At 55.1% G+C, this 19,341-nt stretch carries 16 protein-coding genes; 14 read left to right on the top strand and 2 right to left on the bottom strand.

Annotation, left to right across the window (positions count from 1 at the left end):
• The first annotated feature begins 170 nt into the window (after positions 1–170).
• Together RI501_RS08720 and RI501_RS08715 are read left to right on the top strand one after the other, a co-directional pair.
• On the top strand, positions 171–1,814 hold the full coding sequence (locus RI501_RS08720) for a putative polysaccharide biosynthesis protein (RefSeq protein ID WP_313821795.1): 1,644 nt from the start codon (positions 171–173) through the stop codon (positions 1,812–1,814).
• 12 nt (positions 1,815–1,826) lie between these two features.
• Entirely contained in the window at positions 1,827–2,528 is a 702-nt protein-coding gene (locus tag RI501_RS08715) for a pseudouridine synthase domain-containing protein (protein WP_313821793.1), read from the top strand.
• Positions 2,529–2,623: 95 nt separating this feature from the next.
• Here the strand turns inward: RI501_RS08715 and RI501_RS08710 are convergent, their stop codons facing one another.
• Complete coding sequence (locus tag RI501_RS08710) at positions 2,624–3,451, bottom strand: NAD(P)H-hydrate dehydratase (protein ID WP_313821791.1); 828 nt, start codon at positions 3,449–3,451, stop codon at positions 2,624–2,626.
• A gap of 141 nt (positions 3,452–3,592) precedes the next feature.
• On the opposite strand from RI501_RS08710, the gene pepV reads away from it, so the two are divergent.
• Both pepV and RI501_RS08700 read left to right on the top strand, forming a co-directional pair.
• Entirely contained in the window at positions 3,593–4,993 is a 1,401-nt protein-coding gene (pepV, locus tag RI501_RS08705) for a dipeptidase PepV (protein ID WP_313821789.1), read from the top strand.
• 19 nt (positions 4,994–5,012) lie between these two features.
• The gene (locus RI501_RS08700; RefSeq protein ID WP_313821787.1) at positions 5,013–5,516 is read left to right on the top strand and encodes a universal stress protein; all 504 of its coding nucleotides are present in this window, start codon (positions 5,013–5,015) and stop codon (positions 5,514–5,516) included.
• 169 nt (positions 5,517–5,685) lie between these two features.
• Here the strand turns inward: RI501_RS08700 and RI501_RS08695 are convergent, their stop codons facing one another.
• Positions 5,686–6,012, bottom strand: coding sequence for a hypothetical protein (locus RI501_RS08695; RefSeq protein WP_396442518.1), 327 nt, complete (start codon positions 6,010–6,012; stop codon positions 5,686–5,688).
• Positions 6,013–6,266: 254 nt separating this feature from the next.
• Here RI501_RS08695 and RI501_RS08690 point away from each other — a divergent pair, with 254 nt between their 5' ends.
• The 10 genes from RI501_RS08690 (at position 6,267) to nrdR (ending at position 19,339) form a co-directional block, all read left to right on the top strand.
• Positions 6,267–8,063 carry a DUF5776 domain-containing protein gene (locus RI501_RS08690; protein WP_313821785.1) on the top strand — a complete coding sequence of 599 codons (1,797 nt, stop codon included), beginning with the start codon at positions 6,267–6,269 and terminating at the stop codon, positions 8,061–8,063.
• Positions 8,064–8,164: 101 nt separating this feature from the next.
• Positions 8,165–8,497, top strand: a complete 333-nt coding sequence (locus RI501_RS08685) for a thioredoxin family protein (protein WP_313821783.1) — start codon at positions 8,165–8,167, stop codon at positions 8,495–8,497.
• Between the two features lie 23 nt (positions 8,498–8,520).
• Positions 8,521–9,162, top strand: coding sequence for a YtpR family tRNA-binding protein (ytpR, locus tag RI501_RS08680; protein ID WP_313821781.1), 642 nt, complete (start codon positions 8,521–8,523; stop codon positions 9,160–9,162).
• Between the two features lie 204 nt (positions 9,163–9,366).
• Positions 9,367–12,045: a DNA translocase FtsK gene (locus RI501_RS08675; protein WP_313821779.1), complete on the top strand. Its 2,679-nt coding sequence runs from the start codon at positions 9,367–9,369 to the stop codon at positions 12,043–12,045.
• A gap of 138 nt (positions 12,046–12,183) precedes the next feature.
• On the top strand, positions 12,184–13,515 hold the full coding sequence (gene murC, locus RI501_RS08670) for a UDP-N-acetylmuramate--L-alanine ligase (protein ID WP_313821777.1): 1,332 nt from the start codon (positions 12,184–12,186) through the stop codon (positions 13,513–13,515).
• Positions 13,516–13,812: 297 nt separating this feature from the next.
• Positions 13,813–14,508, top strand: a complete 696-nt coding sequence (locus RI501_RS08665) for a Bax inhibitor-1/YccA family protein (RefSeq protein ID WP_313821775.1) — start codon at positions 13,813–13,815, stop codon at positions 14,506–14,508.
• 160 nt (positions 14,509–14,668) lie between these two features.
• The gene (gene polA / locus RI501_RS08660) at positions 14,669–17,326 is read left to right on the top strand and encodes a DNA polymerase I (protein ID WP_313821773.1); all 2,658 of its coding nucleotides are present in this window, start codon (positions 14,669–14,671) and stop codon (positions 17,324–17,326) included.
• Between the two features lie 19 nt (positions 17,327–17,345).
• Positions 17,346–18,206: a bifunctional DNA-formamidopyrimidine glycosylase/DNA-(apurinic or apyrimidinic site) lyase gene (gene mutM, locus RI501_RS08655; RefSeq protein WP_313821772.1), complete on the top strand. Its 861-nt coding sequence runs from the start codon at positions 17,346–17,348 to the stop codon at positions 18,204–18,206.
• Complete coding sequence (coaE, locus tag RI501_RS08650; RefSeq protein WP_313821770.1) at positions 18,199–18,798, top strand: dephospho-CoA kinase; 600 nt, start codon at positions 18,199–18,201, stop codon at positions 18,796–18,798. Before mutM ends, coaE begins: the two co-directional genes overlap by 8 nt.
• A 34-nt stretch (positions 18,799–18,832) precedes the next feature.
• Entirely contained in the window at positions 18,833–19,339 is a 507-nt protein-coding gene (nrdR, locus tag RI501_RS08645) for a transcriptional regulator NrdR (RefSeq protein WP_313821768.1), read from the top strand.
• Positions 19,340–19,341: the final 2 nt, after the last annotated feature.

The raw sequence follows: 19,341 nt of genomic DNA, 5'->3' as shown, positions 1-19,341 counted from the left end.
GACCGACTTTTCTCGGCGGATTTACTTAAGTATTACATGAAACTTAACCGAAAGCTGAGGCTTGCAAGAAATCCGCTATGGTATAATATTGGTTTGACTACCGCGTCTTTCATGGGGGAGACGTGGTCACTAAACGACGAAATTTTAATTAAGTGAAAGTAGGGTGTCAAATGGCGACAAAGTCTGATAATCCGGGTAACCAGAGCGTGAACGCCCAGGAACAAATGGTGGCGGGTTCGGCGTGGATGACGGCAGGCAGTATTTTTTCACGAATCCTAGGTGCAGTATACATCATTCCCTGGAGTATCTGGTTTGGCACCTTTTTCTTACAAGGTAACGCCCTTTACGGGAAAGGGTATAACATTTACAGTTTCTTCTTAATCGCGGCGATCGCGGGGGTCCCCTCGGCGATTGCTAAGCAGGTCGCCCACTATAATGCTTTGAACGAATACGGTGTCAGTGTCCGCTTGTATCAACGGGGATTGGTGATCGCGTTAGGAACCGGCGTGGGGATTGCGGCGTTGATGTTCTTCGGAGCGCCGCTATTTACCGGGGGCGATCAGAACCTGATCCCGGTCCTTCATTCATTAGCCTGGGCGATTTTGATCATCCCGACCATGAGTCTGACCCGGGGGTACTTCCAGGGATTCCAGCAGATGGCGCCCTCGGCTATTTCCCAGTTCGTCGAACAATTGGCCCGGGTGATCTATATGCTGGTCACGGCCTTTCTGATCATGCGGGTGCTCAAGGGAAACTGGGTTACGGCCGTGGCCCAATCGACTCTAGCGGCGGCCGTGGGGGCGTTGTGTGGGCTATTGATCTTAGGGGTCTACTACTGGCGGCGCCGGGGCTATTTCCGTTCCCTGGTCCGGAACAGTAACAACCAGTTGGTCGTGCCGGCTAACCAGTTGTACCGCGAAATTGTGACCCAGGCGGTGCCGTTTATCGTACTGGGGGCGGGGATCACCATCTTCCAGCTGATTGACCAGTACACCTTTGCGCCGATTATGCATTGGGCGGGGCACTACACCGAGGCCTACTTAAACGACCTGTTCGCGTTATTTGGGGTGAACGCCAACAAAATTATTATGATTACGATTTCGCTGTCCTCAGCGTTGGCCATTACGGTGGTGCCGTTGCTGTCCGAGGCCTATACGCGGGGCCATAAACGCGAAATCTCTAGTCAACTGACCAACGCCTTTTTGATGTTCGAGTTCGTGATGATTCCCAGTGCCTTGGGGATGTCGGCGGTTGCCCGGCCGTTAAACATCGTCTTTTACGGTCACGCCCAAGAAGCCTTGGGCGCGTCGATTCTAGCGTTCTCATCGTATCTGTCCATCATTTTGGGCCTGTACACGGTGGTGTCGGCTTTAATGCAGGGAATTTCGCAGAATAAACGGGCGGTGAAGTACTTTGCGGTGGGGACCGTCGTTAAATTCGTGGTTCAGTGGCCGCTGGTGTACTTTCTGGGTGCGTTCGGCCCGTTGGTGGCAACCGGTATCGGTTTTCTGGTGACCTGTTATCTGATCATCCATTCACTCAATTATCAGTTTGGGATTAACTACGCCACGATTGCCAAACGGACTAACGGGATTTTGCTGTCTTCAATCATTACCTTTGGTTTGGCCAGAGCGGTGGTTTGGGGCGGCACCTGGCTGTTAGGCGATAGCCGGATCATGAGTTTCGTCGTGGTCGCCGTAGCGGCCGTGGTAGGCGGCTACTTCTACGTCTATACCATGTTGCACAATCGGTTGGCCGACGACATCATGGGTCCCCGGGTCGCCGGATTACGCCGCCGGTTGCACATTCGTTAGGAGGAAATCAGCATGAATTTGGAGCGCTACTTAACCGAACATCATCAGGGAACTCGCCGGCAAATTGTCCGGCTGTTGCGTCAGGAACGGGTGACCGTTAACGATGCCGTGGTGGTTACGGGACATACGCCGATTAGCGTCACGGATCAAGTACGCGTTGACGGGCTCACCGTGACGGGGCGCCAGCCACAATACCTAATATTTAACCGACCCTTAGGCTTTCAAGACGACCTGACGCCGACCACGCCACGAAGCCTGGGTAGCTTATTGAACGACTTTGACCGGCAGTGGCAGTTGGCGGCCTTAGCGGATCTGCCGAAAGAGGCCACGGGACTGGTCTTGGCCAGTGATGATGGGCACTTTTTGACGGACCTGCAACGGGTAACGTGGGCCAGTCAACTGACCGCCCAACTTATGGGCCCCGTTGCGCCCGACCTGACAGCGCTGCGAGCGGCAGCAACCTGGCAGGAGCTTACCGTAACCCCGGATGCCGTCCGGCAAACCACCACTATCGTCGGGACGACTAAGGGAGTGGCCGCCGCGGTCATTGCCCTGAACCAGCTGCCAGGCTTGATTGGTCCGGTTGTGCGGACGGGAGTGGGGCCCCTCTTGCTTCCCGGCGACCTACCCGTTGGGACCTACCGGGGCCTACTACCCACGGAAATTGACGCGTTGGTGGCACCGCTGGAAACGACGGCGCGTCAGCAGAATTAGAAAGTTAATCGACGGGGATGGCCATCCAGAAAAACCGCCCATGATTCCTAAAAGTGGAATCATGGGCGGTTTTGGCGTTTAAGACTGGTTAACAATTAGTGGGCCTCGTGAGCCTTCATAAATGCAGGAAGCTGCTCCGTGATCTGGTGAGGCAAGACCACGTATTGGGTGCGAGCCAGTTCCTCGGCAATCGCACTGTGACTGTAGACGGCCGCCAGCACGGCACGAGTGGGATCGCTGAATTGGGCGAGAAAGCCGCCAACCATTCCAGCCAGCGTGTCGCCCATGCCCCCGGTGGCTTGGGCGGGTGTCCCGAGGGGATTTTCGTAAGTCGCGGTTGCCGTGTAGATTTCGGTACGGTGTGACTTGAGGACCACCGTAGCGTGTAGGCGGTCGACGGCCTGGCGGTTAGCCGTCTCGGTCTGATCCGCAATCCGAATCCCACTGATCCGTTGCCATTCCATCTGGTGGGGCGTTAAGACCAGTGGCACGCTGGGAAGGGTTAGCTGGTGTTCGGCTACCAGGGTGATGGCCGAACCGTCCACCACCAGGGTTTGTTGCGGCGTCACCAGGGCGAAGACTCGTTGTAGGGTGGCCAATGCCGGGGCATCCGTCCCCAGCCCGGGGCCAATCACGATGACGTTGGCCCCCGTGACCAGTGAAGTCAGCAGGGCGTTGTCGTGATAGTCGGCAAACATGGCTTCGGGGAGCCGGGCGTGCAAGCTCCCCTGGTTACTCGGATCGGTGAGGGTGGTGACCAATCCTGCACCGGCATACACGGCGGCGGCACTGGCCATGATGATGGCGCCACCGAAGTTAGAATTGCCACCAATTAAGACGATGCGTCCGTAGGTTCCCTTGTAACTATCGGCCGGGCGTTGCCGAATGGTTTGCGATAAAATAGATGCGGTCAGGGTTTGCATCCTGAGGACTCCTTTCGGGTTAAATTAATTTCAGTATAGCATGGTTGAAAAGTTCCGGTGAAAACGTTCTCCCGGTATGCTAGAATGAGGGATAAGAAAACTGCGGCGTAGTCCGCTAGACATTTACGAGGAGGTTCAATCATGGCAATTGATTGGCAAAAATTAGCACAACAATACCGCGACGCTTACCTTGCGGATCTTAAAACGTTGGTGAGCATCGATAGTTCCCGTGACGATTCACAGGCGACGACCGATTATCCGTTAGGCCCGGGGCCAGCCCAGGCGTTGATCGCCTTTTTAGACCTTGCCAAACGCGACGGCTTTACGGTCAAAAACTTAGATAACCTGGTGGGTTATGTCGAATACGGTACCGGAAAAGACACCCTGGCCATCCTGGGACATGCCGATGTGATGCCGGCGGGTAAGGGGTGGTCAACCGATCCCTTCACGTTAACGGCTAAAGACGGTAACCTTTATGGTCGGGGAACGTCCGACGATAAGGGACCGGCATTAGCGGCTTACTACGGGCTGAAGATGCTGAAGGACCAGGGGATTGACCCGAAGATGAAGATTCGGTTTATTATCGGTACCGACGAAGAAAGTGATTGGACGGGGATGAACCACTACCTGGACCTAGAACCGGCGCCAACGTTAGGCTTCTCACCGGACGCGGAATTCCCGTTGATTAACGGGGAAAAGGGAAACGTGACGTTTGAAACCCACTTCGGAGGCACCAATGAAGGGGCCTTTACCTTACAAGCCTTTGACTCCGGTTTACGGATGAACATGGTGCCCCGCGACGCCGAAGCCACGGTTACGGTACCGGATCCAGCCAAGTTACAAGCCAGCTTTGACATGTTCTTAGCCCAGACACCGGTGAGTGGTGATTTGACCCTGGACGGCGCTACGGCGCACCTGCACCTGGTAGGGAAGGCCGCTCACGGGATGGAACCTAAAAACGGGATTAATGCCGGGACCTATCTGGCGACCTTCCTGGGGCAGTTTGAATTTGGCGGCGATGCAGCTAACTTCCTGCACCTAATTGCTAACGACCTGCATGACGATTCACGGGCTCACCGGTTGGGCTTGAATTACACGGATGACGTCATGGGGGATTTGACCATGAACGTCGGCATCATGACCTTCAAAGCCCAAGAAGCGGGCTTGGTCAACACCAACTTCCGTTACCCAACCGGGACGGGGGCTGCCCAAATTCTTTCCGGGTTACAACGGGCGACCGCACAAATGCACGTGACGGTTGAACAGGGGCGCGAGATGGTGCCACACTATGTCGATCCGAGTGACCCGATCGTGGCAACGTTGATGGACGTCTACCGGCAACAGACGGGCGACACGACGGCCCAACCAGAAGTGGTAGGTGGTGGAACGTACGGCCGGCTGATGAAGCGTGGGGTGGCCTTCGGGGCATTATTCCCCGGCACGGCGGACACCATGCATCAAGCTGATGAGTTTCAACCGGAAGCCGACCTTTTGAAGGCCATGGCGATCTACGGCCAGGCCATCTATGAATTGACAAAGTAGGTGTGAAGGGGGAATCAGGATGACACAACCATACCAACGAATTCTCGTGGGGGTTGATGGATCGCGCCCGTCGAAACGGGCGGCTGAAAAGGCTATCGCGGTCGCGCGCCGTAACCATGCTGAGTTGGTCATTGCGGCAGTGATGAGCGGTGGTCGATACGTGGGTCTGGGGACCACCGAGGTCGGGTTTGGCTACGTCGACCAGAAGGTGATGGATGCGGCCCGGCAGGAGTTTAACGACATCGTCGACGGTTATCGGCAAAAGGCGGAGGCGGCGGGCGTTAAAAACGTGACGACGTCGGTCTATTACGGACACGCCAAGGTTGATCTGGCGCGGACCCTTCCACAGGAGTTTGACATTGATTTGATCATGTTGGGCGCAACGGGGGCCAACGTGGTGGAACGGATGATGTTGGGTTCGACGGCCAGTTACGTGGTAGCTAACGCCATTTGCGACGTTTTGGTGGTGCGGACCGATGAGCATAACCGCGCAGCTAAAATCAAGGTTAGCCAATTAAAATAAGCATTAATCGCCAGTAAACGACCACGCTTCGCCATTCGGTGCAACGTGGTCGTTTTTTATCATGGTAGATTTAGAAGCGTTGGCTGAGGGGGCAGAATTAGTGACCATAAGAAAAGCAGCCATCTCGGGTGAGCCCCGACACAGCTGCTGAATTTATCAGTCGATGAAATTAGAGACGGTGGATATCCAAGACGCTACCGGTTTTAGCATCGGCAATGAATTGGTATTGGACCAATTGGTCATCCTCGTAACGGGTGATACCACCATAATAGACGCGGGTCTTCACCGCAAACTTCTGGAAGGGCACCGTTTGCCGCTCGATCCAAGCCCCTTCGATGGGCGATTCTTGCCGGAATTGGTGTTTCACCTGATCCAAGATCGTATCCGGATCCAAGTGGGTGAGACCGCTGAACAAGCGGGTGATGAAAATGCCCATGATGCCGCCGAGTACCCCGCCGAGACTTAATTGATAAAGTTGACCATTTTTAGCAGCCATACGACCGCCTCCTTAAGCAATAGTTTATTGGGCAATGTTACCACCACTTCCATCTTTAGTATAGCAATGATTGGCGGGAAGTTCCCGTAAAAAGCTAGAAAAACGTGAAAAAGTTTGTGGTTCGGTCTTTAGGTTGTCAACGGTACGAGAATTGCGCGGGAGCGGGGGCTCAACAACCTTAAAACCACTAGTTGATGTTATAATCAATTAACAGTGATATTAAAATGGCATAATCTTCAAGGAGGCGACTCGAAATGCATTGGCAAGCACTGAAACGAGCCTTATTAGTTGGTTTGGGGTTCGGTATCGGACTACTGGGGAGTTTAGGTGGGCGGGCAGCCCCGACCTACACGCTGAGTGAGGTCGAAAGCCCTTATATTTTAATGGTGGAGAATGGCCAGGAACGCAAACAGTTTTACCATCAAGCGTTTCCCGAAATTGTGACGAAAGCGCAGTATCAAGATGATCAATTCTGGATCGATTTGCAGGCTCAACAGCCGGAAGAAGTCGACGTGGACAACATGCGGCAGTCCCTAGAACCGTATCTGACGGATCCCCTTGAGATTCCGACAGGGCAGACCCTTTATAGCTTCGTTTACCAGCTGGGGGTGGCACAAGGGGATGAACTGCCGACTTCGGAGGAGGACATGCGCCAGGCGCTGCCCCTTGACGCCTATAACGTGGCGTGGTGCGTGAGTCGAGTTGCCCAGTACCAGGCGGGGACCCGGACGTTTGCGGAGATTGCGGCGGACTATCAGGAAACTTTACGACCGAGCCTGGAGGAAATCGTTCAGTATGTTGCGCTCGAAGGCGTCAGTCCCGAGCTCTTCTTGGCAATGTACGATTACATGTTTTCGACCGAACAGGCCTTCAATAGTCTGTACGTGACCCAATTCTACGACCTATACGTGGCGACCTACCGCTTTGACACCTTGTCATTAAAACAGCGTGGTGAACTCAACCCAACGGCGACTAAGAAACAGTGGGAACAGAAAATGGATCAGCCGATGACGACGATGCTCAAACCGCTGGGGGACGGCACTTACCGGTTAGATGGCCTGGCGTTGACCATTATGGCCTTTGCACTGGGGGAGGACGTTGACCCTGTGCCACCGGTGAATGAATTGGGGCAGCCCATTACCGTCCGGTATCAGACCGAAACCGGGGAAACGCTAGCGGCCGATCAAACGCTGGTTGGTCCGGTGGGGGCCAGTTACCAGACCACGCCTAAAGCCTTTACGGGGTACTGGCTGAGCCGCACGGCTGGTCCCGCAACGGGTCGGTTTACCGCACAACCCCAGACGGTCACCTACGTCTATACGCCCGTTACGACGGGGGGCTCAGGAGACCAGGGCGTCGCGGCTAAGGGGGAAGTGATCTTGGCCACGAAGAAGATTGGCCTGTACCGGCAGGCTACGTTTACGGCCAAGGCTCGCCAGCAGTGGTATCAAGCTAAGGCCCGGGTGCACCAACCCATGTTCGTGGTCACGGGATATGCCCGCTCGACGCAGGGGCGCTTACGCTATCAAGTTAAGGACGTGAATCACCGCAGTCGCACGGCCGGAAAACGGGGCTACGTGACGGCCAAGACGGGCTACGTGACGCCCACCTATTACCACCGACTCGCCAAATCGATTACGGTGATCAATCCCGCCGGAATTAACGCTTACCGGCACCGAAATCTGACGGGGAAAACGGCCCATTATCGTCAGGGACAGATCCTGCGTGTTCGCCGAGTGGAACGGCATAACCTGACGACCCGGTTTGTTTTAACAAACGGCCGGTATGTGACGGCCAATAAAAAGTTGGTGACCTCGGGGCGGGTGTCGCGGCCAACGCGGGTGCAGGCCAGAGGTGCCGTGAATCGGTACGCGGACGTGAATCTGACGCGGCGGGTTCAACATTACCCAGCGGCGGCGCGGGCGCGCTTTACGGTTCGGGGATATGATTACAGCGATCCGCATGACTTTACCCGGGGCAGTCGGTTACGCTACCGCGTTGCCGGTAGCTACGTGACGGCGAATCGCCAGGTGGTGCGTCCCGTGAAATAGGGCGGCGGTGTACGCTTGTAAACATAAAGTTCGACAAGTCGCCTAAAAATGCTATAATGGTGGGCGTATATTTTTAAGCTTAAATAAAGGAGTGTTGCGTCATGGAACAATTACCCAAGATGTCAGCGGCGGACCTACAAGATGTTGTGAAGTCCGGTAAGACCATGTTATTCTTCTCAGCCACTTGGTGCCCCGATTGCACGTTCATTAAGCCAGCGATGCCGGCGATTGAAGCCGAATATCCCGATTTTAAGTTTGTGGCGGTCGATCGTGATGAAAACATCGATTTAGCTGCCGAATTAAACGTCTTTGGGATTCCTAGTTTTATTGCCTACGCCGACGGACAAGAAATTGGTCGGTTGGTAAACAAGGATCGCAAGACCAAGGCGGAAGTGGAAACATTCATCAATTCCTTATCCACGCCTGCCGACTAAAACCCGTTTGAAAGGATCCCGACATGTTAATTGCTAGTTACAATCCCCGTGAGTTAGGGGATACCCTGATTGTCATCGTTGCCCAAGACACCCCAGAACAAGCCCATACGGTTCGCGACGGTATCGCCCGGATTTATGATCCGGCGACCGAAAAGACCCTGGGGTATAACTTCCTGGCGGCTACTGATATCTTACCGAACCTCACAGGGCAGGGCCAGGTGGCCTTGTCTGCTAGTGACGTTGCGGTGTTAAATCAGGCATTGGAAAAGGCCGGTTTCGCCGGTGAATTAGTGGCCGAAACCAGTTCGCGCTTCGTGGTGGGCTACGTTAAGACCGCCACGCCACATCCCGATTCTGATCACTTACTGGTGACCGAAACGGTGGTTGACCACGAGCAAACGTTACAGATTGTGAGTGGTTCTCCCAACATGCAGGCCGATATTAAAGTGGTCGTGGCCAAGGTGGGAGCGATGATGCCTAACGGGTTGATCATTTGGCCCGGAGAACTCCGGGGCGTTCCCAGCAATGGGATGATTTGTTCAGGACGGGAGTTAGGCTTAGCCAACGCGCCACAGCGTCCGGGAGCGTTAATCTTACCGGACGAGTATCAAGTAGGGGACGACTTTGACTTCGAACGGGGCCAAAGCATCTTTGCTGCCAAATAATGTGGCGGGGATGGTTCACCACCAAACTGTCTAAGAAATATTAGGGAAAGCGGGTCAGGCCTTGTCGCCAACCCGTTTTTTTGTGTACAATAGGGAAGATTAGCAATTCAAAATTGCCAATAGAATCGGGGAATGCGTCTTTACGACGCCCGCTCCTCTGGAAAGACAAAACTGACGCGCGTTTGGCGTCAAGGAGGATGCCACATGGAACACTATGATGGGCCGGCGTTTTACCGTAAATTTCCGGTGAAACCAACCCCCGTACAACACGAAGAGCCATTGACCCAGCGGGCGACCTCGCAGGTTAAACACCGGCAGGAGCGAAACGCTCGCACGCAGCGAGAAGCTCAAGCAGCCCATGCTGCGGTAAAAAACTTACAACCCACAACTTCAACGACGGCTAAGTCTCAGCCGAGTCAACCGACTAACGGCAGCTACCGGCCGTTTCAAGTAACCGAGGTTCCCCGGCAATTACACTGGTCATCACAACACGCTACACCGCAACGGCAGCGCTACCAGCGCCTAATTGAGCGGTTACGAAAACCGTTAGCGTCATTCTTGACCCTGGCCCAACCAGGCGCCACCGACTCACCGAAGACGGCCGTAACGGCCCCAACGGTCGTGTTGATGCCTAGTCAGTCGACAACCGCCGCGATGACGTCAGCGACCACCACGACACCCGCTACCAGTCTAGCAACGAGTACCAGTCTGACGACCACACTCACCAGTACCACGGTAACGACGGAGGACATAGATCAGTCGGAGCAAACCAGTACTAGCGCCATCACGGTTGCTAGTCCAGCTGAGTCGCGAGCCGTACCAACTGCGAGTGTCTCGACGAGTACGGTGACCGCCGCCGAATTGGTTGAGCCGGCCCCTACCGAGATTATCTACCCGAGCGCCCAAGCCTCGCAGAGCTTATCAACGGTGACCACGCCGGTTGCCGACGCAACGGCGGCGGATGCTAGTGTGTCGGACGTCTCGGCCAGCACTTTGGCCTACCGACCGGTCGACTACCTACCGGTGGGGACTCCCGTCACGACAAGTGAGTCGCTGAGTGCCGCGACAAGTAGTCAGGTTGATCGTGATGTTCAGCGGTTACTCGACCGGACGTCTGCCGCGAAATCCACGGTTAGCGAACGACCCACGACACCCACGAGTCTTACCGCCCCGACAACCACGACTAGCGCAACTCAGAGTGGTGCCGCCACTAGCAGTGCTACTGCGGCCACTGCAGCCGTTACGTCCGTAACAGCGACGATTGCGACTGCCAGTGCAGCGCCCGTCGCCGCTAAACCCAAAGCAAAGCCCAGTCGGGGATTGGGATTGGCGTTAGGTGACATCATGCAGGAAGAGGGGAACGACCAACGGAATCTGGCCCTCTTTGCCGATGCGCCGACGACACCGACTGAGTCGCAGCCGAGTGCCGCCACCCGGGGCTACCATTTTCCGGAGCTGAGCCTGTTGCCCAAACCAGTGGTGCCAGACGAGGCCGCCCTAGACGAGTGGATTGAACATCAGGCCGAGGTTTTGGACGCGACCCTGAGTGCCTTTCACGTGGACGCCCACGTCACCGACTGGACCATCGGCCCCACGGTCACTCAATTTCAAATCAGCTTAGCGCTAGGCGTCAAGGTCAATAAGATTACGAACTTAAACGACGACTTGAAACTGGCGTTAGCCGCTAAAGATATCCGGATCGAAGCCCCAATTCCGGGGAAGAGTACGGTCGGCATCGAAATTCCGAACCTGAAATCCCGGCCGGTCATGTTGTCCGAAATCCTGAACTCGGCCGCCTTTAAGAATAGCGATTCACCGTTGACCGTGGCACTCGGGGTCGACCTTTTTGGTAAACCCCAGGTTACCGACTTACGGAAGATGCCGCACGGGTTGATTGCCGGGGCCACGGGTTCCGGAAAGAGTGTCTTCATCAATTCTCTGTTGCTCTCGATTCTCTATAAGGCCAATCCGCACCAGGTTAAGCTGCTGTTGATTGACCCGAAGGCCGTAGAAATGGCGCCGTACGACGGCTTGCCACACTTGCTATCGCCGGTGATTTCTGATCCGAAGGCTGCGGCGGCCGCATTGAAGTGGGTCGTCACCGAAATGGATCAACGTTACGAAAAGCTGGCCGCCGCGGGAGTCCGCAACATCGAGCAATTTAACGACCGGGCGGACGCCAACGACGAGCCAAGCTTGAAGATGCCATACATTGTGATCATCATCGACGAATTAGCCGATCTGATGATGATGGCGGCCAGTGAGGTTCAAGATTACATCGTGCGGATTACCCAAAAGGCCCGAGCCGCCGGGATTCATCTATTAGTCGCGACCCAACGGCCGAGTGTCGATATTGTAACCGGGACCATCAAGAACAACATCCCGACGCGGATTGCGTTCATGGTGTCCAGTCAGGTCGACTCCCGGACGATTTTGGACACGACGGGGGCCGAAAGCCTGCTGGGACGCGGCGATATGCTCTACTTGGGTAACGGGGCCAGCCAGCCAATGCGGTTGCAAGGGGCCTACGTCGAAGCCGAGGTGGATCGCGTCACCGACTTCGTGCGCACGCAGGGAAAGCCGCAATACGCTTTCGAGCCGAAAGGTTTGTTACAAAAAGAAACCAACGAAGAGAACCAAGATGAACTGTTACCGGAAGTTCTACAATATATTTCCCAGGAAAAAACCGTTTCGACTTCCAAGCTTCAACGGGTCTTTTCCATCGGGTATAATCGGGCCGCAAACCTCATTGATGACCTGGAACAACGGCATTACGTGTCTCCTCAACACGGGTCCAAACCGCGGGAAGTTTACCTGACACCGGACGATTTGGGGAAGGATCTCCCCGAACCTCATGATCAGGATGCACCCTTTTCATCTTAAAATGAATAGTCCTCACCGCCTTTAAGGGACGAGTTCTTTTATGGGGGTGGGGGATATGCTAAAATATAAGAAGAGCGACTCGTCAGGAACTTTAGGTATTGGAGTTGAACCGAGTTGAGTAGAAAAGAGGATCATTTAATGGATAACGCAACGGTGTACCATTTTGTCGGAATTAAGGGATCAGGGATGAGTGCCCTCGCCTTGATCTTACATGATAAGGGGTTTAAGGTTCAGGGATCAGATATCACGCAATATACGTTTACCCAACGGGGACTGGAACAGGCGAAGATTAAGGTCATGCCTTTTGACGCCGCCAACATTCACGATGGCCTGACGGTGATTGCGGGGAACTCTTTTACGGATGACCATCCCGAAATCAAAAAGGCTCGCGAAATGGGCCTGCCCGTCTACCGTTACCACGAATTCTTAGGTCACCTGATCGAAGGCTACACCAGTATCGGGGTCGCCGGGGCCCACGGGAAGACCAGTACCACGGGTCTGCTATCCCACGTCTTAAGTGGCGTGGCGCCGACGTCATACCTGATTGGTGATGGGACCGGGAAGGGGACGCCGAACGCACGGTTCTTCGTCTACGAAGCCGACGAATACCGGCGGCACTTCCTGGCCACGAAGCCAGACTACGCCATCATGACCAACATCGACTTCGATCACCCCGATTATTACAAGGGCATCGATGACGTCTACAGCGCCTTTGAAACCTGGGCTAACCAGGTCAAGAAGGGCATCTTTGCCTGGGGTGACGATCCCGAATTACGGAAGCTCAAGACCGACGTACCGGTTTACTACTACGGGACCAAGGATCGCGACGACTTTCAGGCCAAGAACATCAAGCGCTCGACCACGGGTTCGAACTTCGACGTTTACCATGACGGTGAACTCTTAGGCAACTTCGAGATTCACCTGTACGGCGAACACAACGTGCTGAACAGCTTGGCCGTGATCGCCGTGGCCTACTTCGAAAAGGTCAACATGGACGAAATCAAGCACGAATTGGCCGATTTCAAGGGGGTCAAGCGCCGGTTCACCGAACGGAAGATGGCCGACATGACCATCATCGACGATTACGCGCACCATCCATCCGAAATCAAGGCTACGTTGGATGCCGCACGGCAAAAGTACCCGGATAAGGAAATCATTGCCGTCTTCCAGCCACACACCTTTAGCCGGACGATTGCTTTGATGGACGACTTTGCCAAGAGCCTGAACTTAGCGGATAAGGTCTACCTGACCAACATCTTCAGTTCGGCGCGGGAAAGTCACGGGGCCGTGTCCAGTAAGGACCTCGCCGCGAAGATCTCTAAGGGTGGCGAAATCTTGACGGTTGACAACATGTCGCCGTTACTGGATTACCACGATGCCGTGGTGGTCTTCATGGGTGCCGGTGACGTGCAAAAGTACGAACGGTCCTACGAAGAATTACTGAGTCATTTATCACTGAAAAACAACTAAAGTTAACTGACGAAGGGGGATGGCTGCGGCCGTCCCTTTTTTGACCAGTGGAACCCGCACCGGGCGTCACGTTGAGAAACCGGCAAGTCCGGTGCCTGGTACCCGGCGCTCAGTAGGTCAACGACCTAACTGGCTGGCCATTTTGTGACTAATCCTGACCAATAATCGCACAATCCAGATAGATTATTGGCCCTTTGCGATTGAATTTGGTAGAATGTATCTTAGTAAATTTAAAGAGTGGCTACTGGTTTACTCAGTAGCTAAGTCGGGAATTGATTTGAAAGAAGGAGCGCTTTTATGAACAATTTTCAACAACAGCCCCGTGAAACGATTAATACCCAAGTCGGCCTGAACGCCTTTTTGACCCGGATGTTCGGTTGGATGGGGGCTTCAGTCTTAGTTTCCGCCTTGACGGCTTACCTGATGGTGGCTAGCAACGTGCGGATGAGCAGTGGCGGCATGTTGATCGCCCTGATTGCTTGGTTTATCTTACCGTTTGTGATCTCGGGTCAGTCCATGAAGCGGCCAACCACCGCTATCGTCGGGTTGATGATTTACGCGGTCTTGACCGGGGCGGTCGTGTCGATGTACGCCTACGTGTACACCGGCGCCGCGATGGCTGGGGCGTTCGTCTCCAGTGCCGCCGTGTTCTTAACCATGGCGACCATCGGGTTGACGACGAAGCGCGACTTATCCCGGATTGGGACGCAAGCCACGGCCGCGTTGATCGGGTTGATCGTGGCCATGATCATCAACATGTTCTTACAGAACAACATGGTTGCGTTGATCTTCTCGTTTATCGCCGTGATTATCTTTGCGGCTTTGACCGCTTGGGACACGCAGAAGATGCAAAAGATGTACTTGCAATACGGGGATCAGGTATCCATGACGGGACTCGCCATTAACGGGGCCTTACAACTGTACCTGGACTTCGTCAACCTGTTCTTACAACTGTTACAAATCTTCGGAATCTTTGGTGGCAGTCGCGACTAAGGCCCGTTGAAATGAAGGATTAAGAGTCTCGGCCGCGGGCCGGGGCTTTTTTTATCGCGCGACACTTAGGTTTTGTTTCGGGTTTGCCCGTTTTTTTGGTAAAATAGACCCAGAATATGCGAACGCGACGGGCGGTTAAGTCGCGTGAAAGGAGCCCATTATGGCGGAGAAACGATTATTATTGATCGACGGGAACAGTGTGGCCTTTAAGGCGTTTTTTGCCTTGTATAATTCCCTGGGCCGGTTTACCAACGGTGAGGGATTACACACCAATGCCATTTACGGCTTCAATACGATGTTGGAGACCATGTTAGACAACGTTAAACCCACGCACGTGCTGGTGGCTTTCGATGCCGGTAAGGTGACGTTTCGAACGAAAATGTATGACAACTATAAGGGCGGCCGAGCCAAGACGGCCCCGGAACTGTCCGAGCAATTTCCGTACCTCAAGAAGCTGTTAACGGCGCGGGGCATCAAGACCTACGAACTGCCTAACTACGAAGCCGACGACATCATCGGGACCACGGCCAAACGCGCCGAGGCGGCCGGTTTTACCACTACGATTGTGACCGGAGACCGGGATTTGACCCAACTGGCCGACGAGCGGACCACGGTGGCGATTTCGAAGAAGGGCGTTAGCGAAATTGAACACTACACGCCAGCCTATGTCAAAGAAAAACTGGGCGTGACGCCCGAACAAATCATTGACATCAAGGGTCTACGGGGCGACACGTCCGACAACTATCCCGGCGTGACCGGGGTGGGGCCGAAACGGGCCGTCGACTTGATTGACAAGTACGGCAGCGTCGAGGGCGTTTACGATCACATTGACGAGATCACCGCCAAGAAGCTCAAGGAACACCTCATCGAAGATCACGATAACGCCGTGCTGTCGAAGCAGTTGGCAACCATCAACCGGGACGCACCGGTCGAACTAACGTTAGACGACCTGGTCTACAACGGCCCTGACATGGACGCGTTAGTGGCCTTTTACCAACAGATGGACTTTCGTAAGTTCTTACAGGGTTTATCCGTGGACGGTGAAACGCCCAGCGCTTTACCCGGGTTACAAGACATCGCCTACACCGAGTTAACAGCCGCGAACCTCAGTAGCGTTCAGCTGGACGGCGAGTGTGCCTTCTACCTGGAAATGGACGGGGATAATTACCACCTGGCCGAGTTTGCCGGGTTCGTGATTGGCGCTCAGGACCACTGGTGGGTCAGCCGCGACGTGCAGTTGTTACAAGAAGACCCCCTGAAGGGCTACCTGGAAGACGCCCAACGGCCTAAGCAGGTCTTTGACGCCAAGCGGACCTACGTGGGCTTAAACCGGCTGAATATCACCTTAGCCGGCGTCGACGGGGACCTCTTGTTGGCTTCGTATCTGCTGAACACCTACGATAACAGTAACGACCTGGGCCGAGTGGCCGCCGAACACGGCTACGATCAGGTCGAGACCGACGAAGACGTCTACGGGCGGGGCGCCAAGCGCGCAATTCCGACCGACGACACCGTTTTCTTCACCCACTTAGCCCGCAAGGCCCGGGCCATCGAACACCTCAAGGCCCAACTCTTCCAGGACCTGGAGACTAACGACCAGGTCAAACTGTACCGGGAGATCGAACTCCCGATGGCCTTCGTGTTGGCCCGGATGGAAATCGCCGGGATCACGGTGGACGCCAGCGAACTCGAGGCCATGGGCAGCAAGTTCAGCGAACAACTCGCCGAGATTGAACAAACGATTTACAACGAGGCCGGCGAAGAATTCAACATCGGTTCACCCAAGCAACTGGGCCACATCTTGTTTGAAAAGATGAGCTTACCGGTGATCAAGAAGACCAAGACCGGATATTCCACGGCCGTGGGCGTCTTGGAGAAGCTGGCGGCCGACGCGCCAATCGCCGAGAATATCTTGAAGTACCGCAAGATTGCGAAGATCCAGTCGACCTACGTGGAAGGCCTGCTGAAGGTGATTCACCCCGACGACCACAAGGTCCACACCCGCTACCTGCAGACGCTGACCCAGACCGGCCGGCTGTCGTCCGTGGACCCGAACTTACAAAACATCCCGGTCCGTAGCGAGGAAGGGAAGGCGATCCGCAAGGCCTTCATTCCGCGGCATCCGGGCTGGCAGATCTTCTCGTCCGACTATTCGCAGATCGAACTACGGGTGTTGGCCCACATGAGTCACGACGCCAACATGCAGGAAGCCTTCCGTGAGGGCCAAGACATTCACGCGGCCACCGCCCGGCGGATCTTTAAGTTGGGTCCCGATGAGGAAGTCACGCCGAACATTCGGCGGCAAGCTAAGGCGGTCAACTTTGGGATCGTCTACGGCATCAGTGATTTTGGGTTGTCCCAAAACATTGGCATTCCCCGCAAACAAGCTAAACAATTTATTGACACCTACTTCGAGGAATATCCGGGCGTCAAGGCCTATACAGAACGGATGGTCCAGCTGGCGCACGAACAAGGCTACGTTGAGACCATCGCGCACCGGCGGCGGTATTTGCCGGATATCAATTCCCGGAACTTTAACCAACGTTCCTTTGCCGAACGGACGGCCATGAACACCCCCATCCAGGGGAGTGCCGCGGACATCATCAAAATTGCGATGATCCGAATGGAAGACGCCATCAAGGATCTTCAGGCCACGATGCTCTTACAGGTCCACGATGAACTGATCTTCGAGGCCCCTGCCGAGGAAATGGCGACGCTGGAAAAGCTGGTTCCGAAGATCATGGATTCGGCCGTGCAACTGGAGATTCCGTTGAAGGTCGACAGCCACTATGGGCCGACCTGGTACGACGTGAAGTAGGCGGAAAGAAGGAAAACGTATGCCAGAATTACCAGAAGTTGAAACGGTTCGGCGCGGGCTGACCCAGTTGGTCGCTGGCGCCACCATTGACCACGTCGAGGTTCTTTACCCCAAGATGGTCACGCCCGAGCCGGAAGTTTTTACGGCCGAGCTGATCGGTCGCCAAATTGAAAAAATTGACCGGCGGGGCAAGTACCTGCTGTTTCGGTTCAGCGGTGAGTTGACCATGGTGTCGCACCTACGGATGGAGGGCAAGTACGACGTCCAACCCGAGGGTAGTCCCGTGACCAAGCACACCCACGTGATCTTTCACCTGACCGACCAGCGGGAGCTGCGCTACACGGACACCCGCAAATTCGGCCGGATGCGGTTAGTCAAGACCGGCACGGAGGCCGAAGCGCTGCCGTCGTTAGCCAAGATGGGCCCCGAGCCCACGGCCGATACCTTGACGTTAGCCTACATGCAAAAGATCTTCGGCAAGTCGCATAAGATCATCAAGCCGTTCTTGTTGGACCAGTCGCGCATTGCGGGGTTGGGCAACATCTACGCCGATGAAGTGCTCTGGTTAGCCAAGATTAATCCGCTGACCCCGGTGGACACGGTCACGACCGACCAACTGGAAACGTTGCGACAGGCCATCATCGCCGAAATCAAGAAGGCCATTGCCGGGCACGGTACCACCGTGCACTCCTTCTCGACGGCTTTCGGGGAAGCCGGACAGTTCCAAAACGATCTGCACGTCTATGGTCGGGAGGGCGAACCCTGCGATCGGTGTGGCACCGAAATCGTGAAAATCAAGGTTGCCCAGCGAGGGACGCACTATTGCCCGCACTGCCAGCCCTTACCACCATCGGCCGAGGGGATGTTTGACGATGACTAGAGTCTGGGGATTGACCGGTGGGATTGCCACCGGAAAGTCGACTGTGAGTGCCTGGCTGAAACAAGCCGGCATTCCCATTATCGATGCGGACCTGATTGCTCGCGACGTGGAAGCCCCCGGGACGTTGGGGCTAGAAGAGATTGCAGCGGCCTTTGGCGACGACTATCTCCAGGCCGATGGGACGTTAGATCGGCACAAGTTGGGCCGGTTGGTCTTTAGCGATCCGGCCCAGTTAGCCCGGCTTACGGCGATCACCACGCCGCGGATCCAAGCCGAGATTCGCCGTCAACTGGCCGAGTACCGTCGGCGCGAAGCCCCGTTAGTGGTGGTCGACGCGCCGACCCTATTTGAGGTGGGGTATCTGCAAGACTGGGTCGATCAAATCATGGTGGTCGTGGCCACGCCCGCGCAACAAAAGCAACGCCTGATGGCCCGTAATGGGTTGTCGGCGGCCGAAGCGCAAGCCCGCATTGACCGGCAATGGCCGCTTGCCCGGAAGGTGGCGGCGGCGGACACGGTGATTGATAATCGCGGGGACATTACCCAAACGCACCAACAAGTGGTAAAATGGCTTGACGCGAATAAATTTTAACCAGTACACTTAAAGTAAAATGAGGTGACCAATTATGCAGTGTCCGCACTGTCATCACAATGGCTCCCGGGTCGTAGATAGTCGTCCCACCGACGACGGCCGGGTGATTCGTCGCCGTCGGGAGTGCGAGAGCTGCGGCTTTCGGTTCACGACGTTCGAACGCGTGGAAGTTACCCCGTTACTTGTGATTAAGAAAAACGGGACGCGCGAAGAGTTTAACCGCGAAAAGATCCTACGGGGCATTATCCGTTCGGCTGAAAAACGACCGGTGGGCATGGACGCCATGACCGCCATCGTCGACGAAGTGGAAAACAAGATTAGAGCACTAGGCGTTAACGAGATTTCAAGTCAGGTGATTGGCGAGTACGTCATGAACCGGCTGGTCGACGTGGATGAAATCGCCTATATCCGGTTTGCTAGTGTTTACCGGCAATTCAAGGATACCGGGGTGTTCTTCAACGAATTGAAGGATATTTTGGATAAGGACAAACTGAAAGCAGATCAAAATCATCACCAAAAGGGGCAAAGTGAGGCGAAGTAGGC

The organism is Levilactobacillus zymae (assembly GCF_032190635.1).
In the GTDB taxonomy this organism is placed as follows: Bacteria; Bacillota; Bacilli; order Lactobacillales; family Lactobacillaceae; genus Levilactobacillus; species Levilactobacillus zymae_A.
The sequence above is the reverse complement of the archived record's forward strand: the minus strand, read 5'-3'. Positions and strand labels throughout refer to the sequence as shown.

Excerpts from the sequence above, each read along its gene's own strand:
- ytpR (WP_313821781.1), top strand. The coding sequence starts at position 8,521 with ATGTTAATTGCTAGTTACAATCCCCGTGAGTTAGGGGATACCCTGATT.
- coaE (WP_313821770.1), top strand. The coding sequence starts at position 18,199 with ATGACTAGAGTCTGGGGATTGACCGGTGGGATTGCCACCGGAAAGTCG.
- mutM (WP_313821772.1), top strand. The coding sequence starts at position 17,346 with ATGCCAGAATTACCAGAAGTTGAAACGGTTCGGCGCGGGCTGACCCAG.
- RI501_RS08685 (WP_313821783.1), top strand. The coding sequence starts at position 8,165 with ATGGAACAATTACCCAAGATGTCAGCGGCGGACCTACAAGATGTTGTG.
- RI501_RS08715 (WP_313821793.1), top strand. The coding sequence starts at position 1,827 with ATGAATTTGGAGCGCTACTTAACCGAACATCATCAGGGAACTCGCCGG.
- RI501_RS08720 (WP_313821795.1), top strand. The coding sequence starts at position 171 with ATGGCGACAAAGTCTGATAATCCGGGTAACCAGAGCGTGAACGCCCAG.
- RI501_RS08695 (WP_396442518.1), bottom strand. The coding sequence starts at position 6,012 with ATGGCTGCTAAAAATGGTCAACTTTATCAATTAAGTCTCGGCGGGGTA.
- RI501_RS08710 (WP_313821791.1), bottom strand. The coding sequence starts at position 3,451 with ATGCAAACCCTGACCGCATCTATTTTATCGCAAACCATTCGGCAACGC.
- pepV (WP_313821789.1), top strand. The coding sequence starts at position 3,593 with ATGGCAATTGATTGGCAAAAATTAGCACAACAATACCGCGACGCTTAC.
- murC (WP_313821777.1), top strand. The coding sequence starts at position 12,184 with ATGGATAACGCAACGGTGTACCATTTTGTCGGAATTAAGGGATCAGGG.
- nrdR (WP_313821768.1), top strand. The coding sequence starts at position 18,833 with ATGCAGTGTCCGCACTGTCATCACAATGGCTCCCGGGTCGTAGATAGT.
- RI501_RS08675 (WP_313821779.1), top strand. The coding sequence starts at position 9,367 with ATGGAACACTATGATGGGCCGGCGTTTTACCGTAAATTTCCGGTGAAA.
- polA (WP_313821773.1), top strand. The coding sequence starts at position 14,669 with ATGGCGGAGAAACGATTATTATTGATCGACGGGAACAGTGTGGCCTTT.
- RI501_RS08665 (WP_313821775.1), top strand. The coding sequence starts at position 13,813 with ATGAACAATTTTCAACAACAGCCCCGTGAAACGATTAATACCCAAGTC.
- RI501_RS08690 (WP_313821785.1), top strand. The coding sequence starts at position 6,267 with ATGCATTGGCAAGCACTGAAACGAGCCTTATTAGTTGGTTTGGGGTTC.
- RI501_RS08700 (WP_313821787.1), top strand. The coding sequence starts at position 5,013 with ATGACACAACCATACCAACGAATTCTCGTGGGGGTTGATGGATCGCGC.